At 63.3% G+C, this 13,314-nt stretch carries 11 protein-coding genes and 1 pseudogene; 2 read left to right on the top strand and 10 right to left on the bottom strand.

Features of this window, described 5'->3' with window-relative positions; genetic code table 11:
• Positions 1 to 19 precede the first annotated feature (19 nt).
• The 4 genes from B7G53_RS12520 to B7G53_RS12505 form a co-directional block, all read right to left on the bottom strand.
• Positions 20 to 271: a DUF2933 domain-containing protein gene (locus B7G53_RS12520; protein WP_096668215.1), complete on the bottom strand. Its 252-nt coding sequence runs from the start codon at positions 269 to 271 to the stop codon at positions 20 to 22.
• A gap of 18 nt (positions 272 to 289) precedes the next feature.
• Positions 290 to 739: a hypothetical protein gene (locus B7G53_RS12515; protein WP_255249996.1), complete on the bottom strand. Its 450-nt coding sequence runs from the start codon at positions 737 to 739 to the stop codon at positions 290 to 292.
• 97 nt (positions 740 to 836) lie between these two features.
• Positions 837 to 1,259 carry a hypothetical protein gene (locus tag B7G53_RS12510; protein ID WP_096668098.1) on the bottom strand — a complete coding sequence of 141 codons (423 nt, stop codon included), beginning with the start codon at positions 1,257 to 1,259 and terminating at the stop codon, positions 837 to 839.
• 183 nt (positions 1,260 to 1,442) lie between these two features.
• Complete coding sequence (locus tag B7G53_RS12505) at positions 1,443 to 1,886, bottom strand: hypothetical protein (protein WP_096668096.1); 444 nt, start codon at positions 1,884 to 1,886, stop codon at positions 1,443 to 1,445.
• A gap of 277 nt (positions 1,887 to 2,163) precedes the next feature.
• Between B7G53_RS12505 and B7G53_RS12500 the strand changes: the two genes are divergently transcribed.
• Positions 2,164 to 4,863 carry a cation-translocating P-type ATPase gene (locus B7G53_RS12500; protein ID WP_096668094.1) on the top strand — a complete coding sequence of 900 codons (2,700 nt, stop codon included), beginning with the start codon at positions 2,164 to 2,166 and terminating at the stop codon, positions 4,861 to 4,863.
• Between the two features lie 146 nt (positions 4,864 to 5,009).
• Positions 5,010 to 6,326, top strand: a complete 1,317-nt coding sequence (locus B7G53_RS12495; RefSeq protein ID WP_096668092.1) for a TAXI family TRAP transporter solute-binding subunit — start codon at positions 5,010 to 5,012, stop codon at positions 6,324 to 6,326.
• A gap of 57 nt (positions 6,327 to 6,383) precedes the next feature.
• Here the strand turns inward: B7G53_RS12495 and B7G53_RS12490 are convergent.
• The 6 genes and pseudogenes from B7G53_RS12490 to ettA all read right to left on the bottom strand — a co-directional run.
• A pseudogene (locus B7G53_RS12490) lies at positions 6,384 to 6,560 on the bottom strand (YgaP family membrane protein); the annotation flags it as partial.
• A 261-nt stretch (positions 6,561 to 6,821) separates the two neighbouring features.
• Positions 6,822 to 7,826: a sodium:calcium antiporter gene (locus tag B7G53_RS12480; RefSeq protein WP_096668090.1), complete on the bottom strand. Its 1,005-nt coding sequence runs from the start codon at positions 7,824 to 7,826 to the stop codon at positions 6,822 to 6,824.
• 131 nt (positions 7,827 to 7,957) lie between these two features.
• Positions 7,958 to 8,815, bottom strand: coding sequence for a universal stress protein (locus B7G53_RS12475; protein WP_096668211.1), 858 nt, complete (start codon positions 8,813 to 8,815; stop codon positions 7,958 to 7,960).
• A gap of 18 nt (positions 8,816 to 8,833) precedes the next feature.
• Positions 8,834 to 10,318: a SulP family inorganic anion transporter gene (locus B7G53_RS12470; RefSeq protein WP_096668088.1), complete on the bottom strand. Its 1,485-nt coding sequence runs from the start codon at positions 10,316 to 10,318 to the stop codon at positions 8,834 to 8,836.
• A gap of 298 nt (positions 10,319 to 10,616) precedes the next feature.
• Complete coding sequence (locus B7G53_RS12465) at positions 10,617 to 11,153, bottom strand: DUF1415 domain-containing protein (RefSeq protein ID WP_096668086.1); 537 nt, start codon at positions 11,151 to 11,153, stop codon at positions 10,617 to 10,619.
• Positions 11,154 to 11,380: 227 nt separating this feature from the next.
• Positions 11,381 to 13,042 (bottom strand): energy-dependent translational throttle protein EttA, encoded by a 1,662-nt coding sequence (ettA, locus tag B7G53_RS12460; RefSeq protein WP_096668084.1) that lies wholly within the window; start codon positions 13,040 to 13,042, stop codon positions 11,381 to 11,383.
• Positions 13,043 to 13,314: the final 272 nt, after the last annotated feature.

Here is a 13,314-nt window from a genome sequence, read left to right as displayed (position 1 = left end):
AAGCATTTTCAGTTCCATCTCATGACCCCTTCCCTTGGCTCGTGCGCTCCGGCGCCTGTCGCCGATGCTCATGGCCGTCGTGGCCATGCCCATGCATCAGGTGCATCAACGGACAGACCAGCAAAAGCAGGTACGACCAGTAGCCCAGGACATGGCTCCAGTGTTCACGCAGCAGGTAGAAGCCGGCGATCAAGGCGGCCGTGGTGACCGCCATGCCGGCAGGCCGACGCCAGAACGGTGACGCCTGCCGATCGCGATCGTTGTCCAACATGTCCATGATGGCACTCCTTCAAAGTTGCCAGCGAAAAATGCGGGGGGCGGCTTCGCCCGGTCGCGCAATCCTGAGTTCGATCACGCCGGGCCGCGGTGCCGGAACATCGAAGGCCAGCACGCCTTCGCGGTGATGGCCGCCGGGTGGTGCGCCCCGCCAGCTCACAGGCCTGAATGTCCGCCCATCGTCGGTCACCAGGGTGGCGCTGAGGGTCAGGTCATCGCTCAGGTCAGCACTGTGCGTGTCCAGCGTGACCCCGAACTCCCACCGGCTGTCCGGGCTTTCAACCGACTTCGGTGTCACCCTGACCGTCACCCCTTGATCGCTCGTCGACTGCGTGGTGACCGCCTCGGGACTGGCCTGAGCCATCACCCCCCAGGACACGGTCGCCAGCACCAGGCCGGCGCAGGCCGCCCCGCCAGCGAGCAAGCTGCGCCGACTCAATTTGTAGCCTCTTGTGTCAAGCATGCCGATCTCCTCGAAAAACATCTGTACTGAAAGCCAGCCTGCGGCCAGTGGCCCGATGCATGACGACATCGCTCGGCAACGGCGGGCCGGCAACGCCTCACCTGGCGGGCGCAGTCGGCATGCGGTCCATCATCATTTTCATCATGGTCTGCATCATCTCCATGCGTTTTTCCATCATCTGCTGGCGCGCGTCCAGGTCGCCGGCCATACCCGGCATGCCTTTCATGCCGCCCATGCCAGCACCCGACATGCGGTCCATCATGGCCATGCCGTCCTGCATTGTTTTCATGTGTTCGGCCATCAGTTTGTTGCGCTCCTCTGCCGACTTGGCGTTCATCATTTTTTCGTGCATGCCCTGCATGGTTTTCATCTGAGCGTCCATCCTGGCCATCTGGTCAGATGCAGCCATGCTGGGGGTGTTTGTGCTGCCCATGCGCATGGCAGGGGCCGTGTTGCAGGCCGTCAATGCGCCGACAGCGGTGAGCGCCACGGCAAGGGGAATGAATCGGAATGGGGTCATGACAAACTCCTGATGGGTTGAAGGAAGTGAAAAAAAAGGAGGGAGTGCAGCGTGTCTGGGTAGACACAGGCGCTGGCGCGATGCCTGACGCCACCGCCTTCACCTGGACACAGCGTCCCTCGGGCTTGAAATGGAGACAGGTCTGCGGGGCCACGAGGTTCCGGGCCAACCGTCAGAAGGCGGCTAAAGTGCCAGGCGCGAGTAGCGGACCCGAATGGGCCGCTCAGGTAAGGCAGGCTGGACGTCGTCCATCCGCCGGAGCGCCGTGGCCGCAGGCGACGCCGTCCAGAGAATTGACAGGAGAGGCGCCGGACCAGGATCGGCCTGGGTCGCCGTCAGGTCCTGCCTGGCCAGGGAATGCGCGCCGTCTTCGCAGGCCTTCAGGCACGGGGCCTTGGCGGCGTGCGAGTCGTCGCCGCCGTGGCCAGCCACAACGCCCGCATGGGCCGCGGAGACAAGGGGTGCCTGCACTGTTTCGAACAGTTCGACGGGTGTGGCGTGGGCGTGCGTAACGCGCACTTCCAGCAAGCAGGCATTGGCGACCCCTGCAACCAGGGCAAACAGCCACCCCAGCAACACCAAGCGTGTGGTGTGGCGTTTGCTGCGGGTGCTGAAAGACGGCATCATGGAGGTACAGGTTCCGAATGGTTCATGCTACCGAGGTCGCGCCATGGCTGATTGATATGCATCAAGGGGATGCCGCATGTGGATGCGTCCCGCCGCTCGCCACGCGAAATTCATGCGCCTTGCGGTATGGCAGCGGCCCCTGCAGGGCGGCGTGATCGCCGCGCTGGCAGGCTTGATGTAACGCAAGCGGCAGGACATTCGGTCCGGTGAGGCTGAGGCTTGCAGGCCGTTGTGGCTGATTTTTACGCTACCCTGACAAGACCAACCAGTCCTGCCCATGACCGCCAAGACCCTCTCCTCACACAGCGGGCCTGCGCCCGTGCTGTGGCATGCCTTGCCGGCCGGCGAAGTCCTCGACCGGCTGGCCTGCGATCCTGCGCTGGGGCTCGGCGCCGCAGAAGTGGAGAAACGACGCGCAAGCGAAGGCGCCAACGCCCTGCCCGAAGCACCACGCCGCCCGATGCTGGCCGTGTTTGCGCACCAGTTCAAGAGCCCGCTGATCTACATCCTGTTTGCCGCCGCGGTCCTGGCGGTTGCCATGGCCCACCATGGCGATGCGGTGGTCATCCTGGCCGTGGTGCTGGTCAATGCCGTGGTGGGCACCTTCCAGGAGGGTCGTGCGGAACGCTCGATGGCCTCGTTACGCCAGCTCGCGGCACTGCGGGTGCGGGTCTTGCGCGATGGGCAGGAGGCCATGATCGCAGCGCGTGAGTTGGTGCCGGGCGATCTGCTGCTGCTGACGGCGGGCGACGCAGTGGGTGCCGATGCCCGCCTGATCGACGCGGCGCAGTTGCAGGTCGCCGAGGCTGCCCTGACCGGCGAGTCGGTCCCGGTCAACAAGGCGGTGGCGCCGCTGGCCGAGTCCACCGGGCTGGCGGACCGCCGCAACATGCTGTTCTCCGGTACCTACGCAACTGCCGGCCGCGGTCGGGCGGTGGTCGTGGCCATCGGCAGCCACACCGAGGTCGGCCGCATTGCCGAGCTGACCGAAGCGGCCGCCGACCCCCAGACGCCGCTGGAGCAGCGCATCGCGCAGTTTGGACGCGCACTGGTCGTCGCCGCGCTGGTTCTTTTCATGACGGTGGTCACGCTCGGGAGGTTCCGGGATCTGCCGCTGGCCGATGTGCTGATGGTGGCCATCAGCCAGATGGTGTCCATGGTGCCCGAAGGCCTGCCGGTGGCCATGACCATCGCTCTTGCGGTGGGCATGCAGCGCATGGCGGGGCGTGGGGCCATCATCCGCCGCCTGTCGGCCGTCGAGACCCTGGGCTCGACGACCGTGATCTGCACCGACAAGACCGGCACCCTGACACGCAACGAAATGACGGTCAGCGCCTTGTGGCTGCCCGGCGGGCTGGAGGTGTCCGTCAGCGGCACGGGCTACGCGCCCGAGGGCCTGCTCAGTGCTGACCATGCGGCCCTGCTGCCGCTGCTGCAGGCTGCGGCGCTGTGCAATGACGCGCAGCTGATGCCGCCCGAGGGGGCGCGCAGGCAGTGGTCGGTGCTGGGCGACCCGACGGAAGGCGCGCTGAAGGTGCTGGCCGCCAAGGCGGGAATCGATCTGGAAGAACTTGCCCGCGAGGCACCGCGCGAGGCCGAACTGGCCTTCGATGCCGACACCCGCATGATGGCCACGCGCCACCGCTTCGCCGGCGCACCGCGCCGCGTGTTCATCAAGGGGGCGCCCGAAGTGCTGCTGCACCTGTGTGCGGCCGACGGAACGGCCGTGATCCACGCGGCCCGCGCTGCCGCCGACGCCATGGCGGCACGCGCGCTGCGGGTGCTGGCTTTTGCCGTGGTGGACGACGATGTGCTGGACCCCGACGCCGGTTTCGACGCGCTGGCCGGTCGCGCCCACCTGCTCGGCCTGGCCGGCCAGATCGACCCACCGCGCGAGGAGGTCAAGGCCGCCGTCGCCGAATGCCGCGCGGCTGGCATTCGCCCCGTCATGGTGACCGGCGACCACAAACTCACCGGCCTGGCGATTGCCCGTGAACTCGGCATCGCGCGTGACAGTGACCGCGCGGTGGACGGTGACGAACTCGAGCGCATGAACGAGGCAGACCTGCGCGACGGGCTCAATCACATCTCGGTCTTTGCGCGTGTGCATCCGGCGCAGAAGCTGCGCATCGTCGAAGCCCTGCAGGCGCAGGGCGAGGTGGTGGCGATGACCGGCGACGGCGTCAACGATGCGCCGGCGCTGGCGCGCGCCGATGTCGGGGTGGCCATGGGCATCACCGGCACCGATGTGGCCAAAAGCGCGGCCAAGATCATCATCACCGACGACAACTTCGCCACCATCGTCGGCGCGGTCGAGCAGGGGCGCGTGGTCTACGGCAACCTGAAAAAAGTCATCCTCTACCTGTTCGCCACTTCGATCGACGAGGTCGTGCTGCTGCTGCTGGCCTTGCTGGCCGGCTACCCGCTGCCGCTGGCGGCGGTGCAGATCCTGTGGATCAACATCGTGACCGAGGGCACCCTGACCCTGAACCTGGTGATGGACCCGCCCGACGGCGACGAGATGAAACGCACGCCGGTGCCACGCAACGACAGGCTGGTGGACCGCACCATGCTTGGGCGGGTGCTGCTGATGTCGGCGACCGCCGTGCTGGTCACCTTCGGCTGGTTCGTCTGGCGGCTGGGACAGGGCCTGCCGATGGACCTGGTGCGTACCGAAACCTTCACCGTGCTGGCGATGTGCCAGTGGTTCAATGTGCTCAACTGCCAGTCGGCCACCCGCTCGGCGTTCAGGCTGGGCCTGCTGAAAAACCCCTGGCTGCTCGGCGGCCTGGCCCTGAGCGTCGCGCTGCAGCTGCTGGTGCTGTATGCCTCGTTCATGAACACCCTGTTCTACACGGTGCCGCTGGCGGCCGCCACCTTGCTGCCCTTGTTGCTGCTGGCCAGCGGTGTGTTGTGGGCGGAAGAGCTGCGCAAGTTCATCGTGCGCCTGCACCAGAAGCGGACCGCATCAGCCTGACCGTGCGCATGCTCGTCCCAGCGCTCCCGCTGTTCGCTATCAATAATGTAGCAGACGGCACAGGCGGATAGTTGGCTGCAGCCTGTTTTCTTGATGAGACGGGAAAGCCCGCCGTGACTTTGGCAGGTCCATGTTAAGGTTCCTGCATGAGCAAAACCATACGTTACACCTTGCTGTCGCTGCGCGATCTGGTGGTTTCTGCAGGGCCTTTTGTGGTGCTGGCGGCCACGCTGCTGATACTGGCCTATTGGTGGTTGGACCCGAACCCGCCCAAGCGCGTCACGCTGGCCACCGGCCCCGCACAAAGCGCCTATGAGGAGTTCGGCAAGCGTTACGTCAAAATTCTGGCAGCAGAGGGCATTGAAGTGGCACTGTTGCCATCGCAGGGTTCTGCGCACAACCTGCAACTGTTGCGGGAAGGCAAAGCCGACCTGGGTTTCGTGCAAGGCGGCACCAGCGACTACAGTGCCGCCGATGCTGAACACCTGACGTCTCTGGGCAGCCTGTTTATCGAGCCCCTGTGGCTGTTTTACCGCGAAGAAGCGGCGCAAAAAGCCGGGAAGACCGGAGGCCTGAATTCACTGACCCAATTGCAGGGCATGCGTATCAATCTGGGCACGGACGGCAGCGGCGTCCCCAGCCTGATGGGCAAGCTGCTTGAAAGCAACCGGATTGAACCGGCCAGCCTGACCATCACCACGCTGGATCAGACCCCCGCCACCATGGCCTTCCTCGGTGGTGAGCTCGATGCGATTGTGTTTGCCTCGGCACCTGAATCGTTGATGGTGCAGATGCTGCTGCAGACACCGGGTGTCAAACTCATGAACTTCACCCAGAGTGAGGCGTATTCCAAACGATTCTCCTTCCTGAGCACGGCCCGCCTGCCGCAAGGGGTGGTGGACCTGGCGCGCAACATTCCGTCCGAAGATATCAGTCTGGTGGCACCGACCACCTCCCTGATCGCCCGCAGCTCCACCCATCCGGCACTGGTGCAACTGTTTGCCCAGGCCGGCAACGTGATCCACGGACCCGCCGGCTGGTTCAAGGATGCGCGCGAGTTTCCGAACCGCAACCACAGCGAACTGCCCATCTCCGAGGAAGCCGAGCGCGCGATCAAGAACGATGCACCGCTGCTGCAGCGCTACCTGCCTTTCTGGGTGGCCAACCTGGTCGAGCGCATGTGGCTGGTGATGGGCGTGATCATCGCGATCATGCTGCCGTTGTCGCGAATCGTGCCGCCGCTGTATGAGTTCCGCGTGCGGTCGCGCATTTTCAGGTGGTATGGCCAGTTGCGTGATATCGAGATGCGCAGCGAAAACGAAGACAGCGCCGTCCTGCTGCAAGCGCTGGATGAACTTGAAAGCCGCGCTGAAAAAATCACCGTACCGCTGTCTTACACCGATGAGCTGTACGCGCTGAGAAACAACATTCAACTGGTGCGCAAGAAGCTGCAGAAACTCTAGGGCCGTCGATTGCTCAGCGGCCTGCGGGCCTGCGGGCTTGCGGTCCATCGGGCAGGTACTGATCCCCAGCAGCGAATAAAGCGGGCAGATACCGACCACCCCGGTGAGCAGCGGCACCAGACCGACCAGACTCCACCAGCGGGCCTGGCCTTCGAGAACAAAAAACAGCGACAGCAAGGCCAACCCGACAACGATGCGCAGCACCTTGTCGATGGTTCCCACATTGGTTTTCATGGATCGCTTCCTCAGAGACAACAGACGATCAGCATAAATAGCCGGGCTCGCCGGGGGTTGATGCAAATCAATTCCCGCGCGTACCAGTGTCAGCGGGCCAGCGGGCCCCGGCTGGCTGCGGGACGGAAGGTGCCGCGCCAAGTGTGGCAGGTGCGCGCCGAGGCCATGCTGGCGGCCGCGGACATGACGCTTTTTCGCAAGCGGCTGGCGGGCCAGCTCTCGGGCGGCATGAAACTGCAGGTGAGCTCCTCCGAGTTTCCCTTACTGTCCGTGCAGGAACTGAATCGCTGCGTTGAGCAAGTACAGGGCCAACAGCGAAATGCTGGCCCAACTGGCGATATGCCACACCCGGGACACGGGCCGGTACACCAGCGCCACGATGACGGCGCCACTCATCAGGCAGGCACTGATCGCAGATACGGCATGGACTGGCGACACATGGGCGTAGATCGGCCCCTGCAGGTAGGCGAAGTCATCGATGGCCAGGATCAGCACGTCGAACAAATTGCTGCCCAGCAGGTTGCCAATCGCCATATCGATGGCGCCGATACGAATCGCCCCCCAGGTGGTGGCCAGTTCTGGCACGGAGGTGGCAAACGCCACGAACAGGGTTCCGACAAAGGAGTTGGACCAACCCATCAACCGGGCCAGTTCCACACCGATCAACGGCAACCATATGCCAGCACCCACAATCACGGCTGAAGCCACGCCATAACCCATCAACGCGGCCTTGAGGGTCATGCCTGACTGCACTGCGGCGATGGTGCTGGTGTTGCGCTGTTCCGTGAGATACAGCGCACGCATCGCCACCAGGTACATCACGAAGATCGCCACGCTGGCGAAGCTGACATGCCCAAAGGACGGCATCATGCCCTGCATGGTCAACAGCACGGCCAGGCCCACGCCCGCCAGCAGAATGACGCCAAAACCCGCCGACATGACATGGCCAGGGCCGGCGAGGGCGTAGATGGAGCCTTTGCGGTAGGACACATCGATCATGGCAAGAATCGCCAGATTGAACACGCAGCTGCCCAAGGCATCGCCCACGGCTATGTCGGGCGCGGCAGCCACGGTCACGGCGCTCAAGCCCGTCACGAGTTCGGGCAAGGAGGTGACGGTGGCCACCAGAATCAGGCCGATCCAACCGCGGGAGAGTCCGGTCAGCGATGCGATAGCGTCTCCATAGCGGCTCAGGCGCACGCCGGCGATGCCTATCACGCCGACGCAAACAAGGAATTGCAGCCAGATCAGGACGATGGGATTCATGGCGTTTCAAGACAGAACGACAGACAGTGGGCCTCAGCAAGCAAGCTCACGATAGCCGAATGTACGTTTGATGGAACAGGCTGGCAAGCGCGAGCTGATGGCGAGCGAAGCACAGCTGTGGTGCCAGTTCCTCAGCGAAGTACGAGAACCGGAACCGGGCTGGTGCGAAGCAAGGTGGTGGTCGTGCTGCCTATGATGAACTGCCGGATGCGGGAATGCCCGTAAGCGCCCATGACCAGCAGGTCAACGGCGTGTGTCTTCAGGTATGCCGGCAAGGTGGCTTCAGGCTCTCCTGTCACGACAGAAACCCGCGCATCGAACCCTGCCGTGACCAGGGTGGTCCGTGCCCACGCAAGGTGTTTTTGCATGCTTGCAGTTTCCTCTTGGCTGGCAATCGCCACATGGCACAGCAGGCCCTGGAGCAAAGGGCTATTCGCAACCGTCTCTATCATCTTGCGGCCAGTCGGACTGCCGTCGAAAGCGATGGCAAAGTGTTTGGGATCGCGGAAGTCGGTAGAAGCCACCAGCACCGGGCGCTGCACCGAACGGATGGCCTGCTCAACGTGATGGTCCAGGTGAAGCTTTGCGCCAGGTTCGGCAGGGTGGTCTTGCCCGATAACAAAGAGCTTGCTTTCGGGCTCCAGGTCCACCAGGGTTTCGATCAAGCTTCCGTGGCGTTGCCGGCTTTCCACCGCGGGCACGCCCGCCTCCTTCGCCCGGCGCACCATGGCATTGAGCAGTTCCCTGCCATGTTGCTGCGCCAGCGTGCTACGTCTTTCATCCAGCGCACCCAGTTCCTGCAGCAAAGACTCCTGGGTGCCCAGGCCTATGCTTCCGCTGTAGTCGGTGACCGGCGCACGCTCCGGATGCCGGTCCAGCACATGCAAAAACTCCAGCGGCGTGGCTAGCCGCTGCGCAGCCCAGGTCGCGTAGTCGCACACTTTGAGCGTGGAGGCTGCTGCATCCACACAGGCAATGACTTTATTCATGGTTTTCGCCTCCATTTTTTAATGGCCCATCATTCGTTCAACGGCATCAGGCTTGTCGTGTACCGCGAACTTGTCGATCAGGGTCGCGCTCGCTTCACTCATTCCAATGACTTCGACCGCCGTGCCTTCGCGGCGAAACTTCATCACGACCTTGTCGAGAGCATTCACGGCGGTGATATCCCAGAAGTGCGCCCGGCTCACATCAATGTGCACATTTTGGATGACTTCCTTGAAATCGAAACTGGCGATAAAGTTATCGGCCGAGGCAAAGAACACCTGACCGACAACTGTGTAAGCACGGCCCTGGCCTTCACCGGTGCTCTCACTGTCTACCCGCAGCACGCGTCCAACCTTGTGCGCGAAGAAGATGCCGCTCAGCAGCACGCCGACAAACACGCCTTTGGCCAGGTCATGTGTGGCGACCACCACCAGGACCGTGGCCACCATGACCACGCTCGAGCTGGGCGGATGCTTGCCCAGGTTCTTCAGCGACTCCCAGCTGAAGGTGCCTATGGACACCATGACCATGACGGCCACCAAAGCAGCCATGGGGATCTGTTTGACCCACTGGCCCAGGAACACCACCATGATGAGCAGGAACACGCCTGCCGCCAATGCTGACAGCCGCCCCCGGCCACCGGATTTCACGTTGATCACCGACTGGCCAATCATGGCGCAGCCGGCCATGCCGCCTAGCAAGCCCGATGCGATGTTGGCCACACCCTGCCCGACACATTCGCGGTTCTTGTTGCTTGGCGTATCGGTCAGGTCATCGACGATGGAGGCGGTCATCATCGACTCCAGCAGACCGACCACGGCCAGCGTCAGCGCGTACGGGAAAATGATCTGTAGCGTCTGCAAGTTCAGCGGCACGTCGGGCAGCAGGAAGACAGGCAGGCTGTCGGGCAGCTGGCCCATGTCGCCGACCGTGCGGATGTCCAGGCCAAGCGCCATCGCCACGCCGGTCAGCACCACGATGCACACCAATGGCGAGGGCACGGCTTTCGTCAACAAAGGAAAGAGATAAATGATCCCCAGACCCGCAGCAACCATCGCATAAACGACCCAGGGCGCGCCAATGAGCTCGGGCAACTGCGCCATGAAGATCAGAATGGCCAGCGCATTGACGAAGCCGGTGACCACGGAGCGCGAGACGAAGCGCATCAGCACGCCGAGCCTCAGCCAGCCCGCCACGATTTGCAGCACCCCCGTGAGCAGGGTCGCCGCCAGCAGGTATTGCAGCCCATGGTCCTTGACGAGCGTGACCATCACCAGCGCCATGGCGCCGGTGGCCGCCGAGATCATGCCGGGCCGGCCGCCGGCAAAGGCGATGACCACGGCGATGCAGAACGAGGCGTAGAGACCGATTTTGGGGTCGACCCCGGCGATGATGGAAAAAGCGATGGCCTCGGGAATCAGGGCCAGCGCGACGACGAGTCCGGCAAGCAGGTCGCCACGGATGTTGGCCAGCCAGTTCTGGCGCAAGGATGTTTTGAGTTGCATGGATGGAATAGCAGCAGCAGCGCCTGCGCGGGGCAGGGGCGGATCATGAAAAGGAGTGGCGCGTGAAGCGCCCAGTATGGCTCGCGAGGAGCAGGCTCAAAAGCCGCTCAGGGCGGCGTGACCGAACAGAAGTAGCCGAGCGGCAGCATGCTCACTGGAGAGCTTCCCGGCCTGCCATGGACTTTGCGATCGGCTTGCTGCATGGCTTCATTGTATCTGTGGCGGTTTCATGCTCAGGCAGAAAGCAACGTTCATCTGATTGACGCTTCGCGGTCAAACCGGCGTGGGCCATTTGAACCTAGAGCCCGAGCGCCTTCCAGCCTGCGTGGCCGAGCTTTTCCAGCGTCTGGATGTTGACGTCGAAAATGGCATCGGCCTCGGGGAAGGCTTCGACCGCGCGCTCCATGCTGTCCTCGCGCAGCAGGTGCAGGATGGCAAACGGCGCGCGGTTGGTGAAGTTGCCGATGTCGTCGGGCTCGGTGCCCTCGAACTGGAACTTCGGGTGAAAACTGGCGAGCTGCACCACGCCGTCAAGGCCATGCTCGTCCACCACCCCTTCGGCAATCTCCAGGAAATCATTGAAGTCCAGGAAATCATCGAACAGCGTGGGGTGGATCAGCAGCGTGGTGTCGATCTGCTCAGCCGGTGTGGCCACCAGCAGGTCGAGCTCCTTGTCGAGCTCCTCGAGCAGATCGTCGGCGTGACGCGCATGGCTGACCACCAGGCGCACCTGGTTCTTGACATACACCGCCTTGGCAAACGGGCACAGGTTCAGCCCGATCACGGCTTTTTCGAGCCAGTGACGCGTTTGAGTCAGGACTTCATCGTCGGTCATCAGCATCTCCAGGAAACGACACGCAATCAGCGGTCGTGAGAGTTCTTCATCCCAGCCGGGGCCGCGGAACCGGCTTTGCCGGCCCGCAGGCTGGCGGCTGCGGCTCCGAGCCCGCTTGAGCGGGCTTGGACAGCCTCCAGATGCGCTGCCTCTGGCAGCGTGGCGCCCTGCAAGGGCAGCGCCCCCTCGGGGAGCAGCGCATTACACGAAGTGAAAAGCGTGGGGGCTTAGTGAAGTGCCTTGAACCGCATGCGTTTGGGCTTGGCGCCCTCTTCGCCCAGGCGTTTCTTCTTGTCGGCTTCGTACTCCTGGTAGTTGCCGTCGAAGAAGGTCCACTGGCTGTCGCCTTCGGCCGCCAGGATGTGGGTGGCGATGCGGTCCAGGAACCAGCGGTCATGGCTGATCACCATGATGGAACCGGCGAACTCGAGCAGCGCGTCTTCCAGCGAACGCAGCGTTTCGACGTCGAGGTCGTTCGAGGGTTCATCGAGCATCAGCACGTTGCCGCCGGCAATCAGGGTCTTGGCCAGGTGCAGGCGCCCGCGCTCGCCGCCGGACAGCATGCCCACGCGTTTTTGCTGGTCGGCGCCGTTGAAGTTGAAACGGCCGGCATAAGCGCGGCTGGGCATGGTGAACTTGCCGACGGTCAGCATGTCGAGTCCGCCGGAGATGTCTTCCCAGACGGTTTTTTCGTTGGCCAGGTCGTCGCGGTGCTGGTCGACAAAGGCCATGCGCGCGGTCTTGCCGATCGCCACCTCGCCGCTGTCGGGCTGCTCCTTGCCGGCAATCAGCTTGAACAGCGTGGACTTGCCGGCGCCGTTCGGGCCGATGATGCCGACAATGGCGCCGGCCGGGATCTTGAAGCTCAGGTTGTCGATCAGCAGGCGGTCGCCGAAGGACTTGCTGACGTTCTTGAACTCGATGACCTCATTGCCCAGGCGCTCGGCCACGGGAATGAAAATCTCCTGGGTTTCGTTGCGCTGCTGGTATTCAAAGTCGGACAGCTCTTCAAACCGTGCCAGACGCGACTTGCTTTTGGCCTGGCGCGCTTTCGGGTTCTGGCGTGACCATTCGAGTTCTTTCTTCAGGGCCTTGGCGCGGGCTTCCTCGCCCTTTTGCTCCTGCGCCAGGCGTTCACCCTTTTGCTCCAGCCAGGTGCTGTAGTTGCCTTTCCAGGGAATGCCGCGGCCGCGGTCCAGCTCCAGAATCCACTCGGCGGCGTTGTCCAGGAAGTAGCGGTCATGGGTGATGGCCACCACGGTGCCCGGGTAGCGCTGCAGGAACTGCTCGAGCCAGTCCACCGATTCGGCGTCCAGGTGGTTGGTCGGCTCGTCGAGCAGCAGCATGTCGGGCTTGGACAGCAGCAGGCTGCACAGGGCCACGCGGCGCTTCTCGCCACCCGAGAGGACGCCGACCTTGGCATCCCAGGGCGGCAGGCGCAGCGCATCGGCGGCGATCTCGAGCTGGTGCTCGGAGTCGCTGCCGGAGGTGGCGATGATGGCTTCCAGGCGCGCCTGCTCGGCAGCCAACGCGTCAAAGTCGGCATCGGGCTCGCCGTAAGCGGTGTACACGGCCTCGAGCTGGGCCTTGGCGGCAAACACCGCACCCATGCCGGCTTCCACGCTCTCGCGCACCGTGTGTTCGGGATCGAGCTTGGGCTCCTGCGGCAGATAACCGATGTTCAGGCCCGGCATCGGCGTGGCTTCGCCCTCGATCTCGTGGTCCAGGCCGGCCATGATCTTGAGCAGCGTGGACTTGCCGGAACCGTTGGTGCCGAGCACGCCGATCTTGGCGCCGGGGAAAAAGCTGAGGGAAACGTCCTTGAGAATCTGACGCTTGGGCGGCACGATCTTGCCGACCTTGTTCATGGTAAATACGTACTGGGCCATCGGGGTTCAACTTCTAAAAAATGGGAAAACAAGGCAGGAAGAATGAAGCCCATGCAGCCTGCCAACAGGGCTTTTGACAGGCCATTTGCGGATCTCCCTGCAAACGAAAATCACACTCCCCAAGTGGGGGGCTGGCGCCCCAAATCAAGGCGCGTTTCTGGCGTGAACCCCCCGATTATCGTTCCATGCGACAATACACGGGTTGCTGGCTCCAGTTGCCTGCAGCAATTAGGCACACCTTCGGTGACAGTTTGGGTGCCCAGCCTGACTTT

This window comes from Polaromonas sp. AET17H-212 (assembly GCF_002379085.1).
In the GTDB taxonomy this organism is placed as follows: Bacteria; Pseudomonadota; Gammaproteobacteria; order Burkholderiales; family Burkholderiaceae_C; genus Polaromonas.
Note: the sequence above shows the minus strand (reverse complement) of the source record. Positions and strands in the feature narration are given on the sequence as shown.

Bases quoted from the DNA above. Each gene is read 5' to 3' on its own strand.
- B7G53_RS12465 (WP_096668086.1), bottom strand. From the start codon at position 11,153: ATGACCGACGATGAAGTCCTGACTCAAACGCGTCACTGGCTCGAAAAA.
- B7G53_RS12520 (WP_096668215.1), bottom strand. From the start codon at position 271: ATGTTGGACAACGATCGCGATCGGCAGGCGTCACCGTTCTGGCGTCGG.
- B7G53_RS12515 (WP_255249996.1), bottom strand. From the start codon at position 739: ATGCTTGACACAAGAGGCTACAAATTGAGTCGGCGCAGCTTGCTCGCT.
- B7G53_RS12495 (WP_096668092.1), top strand. From the start codon at position 5,010: ATGAGCAAAACCATACGTTACACCTTGCTGTCGCTGCGCGATCTGGTG.
- B7G53_RS12510 (WP_096668098.1), bottom strand. From the start codon at position 1,259: ATGACCCCATTCCGATTCATTCCCCTTGCCGTGGCGCTCACCGCTGTC.
- B7G53_RS12475 (WP_096668211.1), bottom strand. From the start codon at position 8,815: ATGAATAAAGTCATTGCCTGTGTGGATGCAGCAGCCTCCACGCTCAAA.
- B7G53_RS12480 (WP_096668090.1), bottom strand. From the start codon at position 7,826: ATGAATCCCATCGTCCTGATCTGGCTGCAATTCCTTGTTTGCGTCGGC.
- ettA (WP_096668084.1), bottom strand. From the start codon at position 13,042: ATGGCCCAGTACGTATTTACCATGAACAAGGTCGGCAAGATCGTGCCG.
- B7G53_RS12470 (WP_096668088.1), bottom strand. From the start codon at position 10,318: ATGCAACTCAAAACATCCTTGCGCCAGAACTGGCTGGCCAACATCCGT.
- B7G53_RS12505 (WP_096668096.1), bottom strand. From the start codon at position 1,886: ATGATGCCGTCTTTCAGCACCCGCAGCAAACGCCACACCACACGCTTG.
- B7G53_RS12500 (WP_096668094.1), top strand. From the start codon at position 2,164: ATGACCGCCAAGACCCTCTCCTCACACAGCGGGCCTGCGCCCGTGCTG.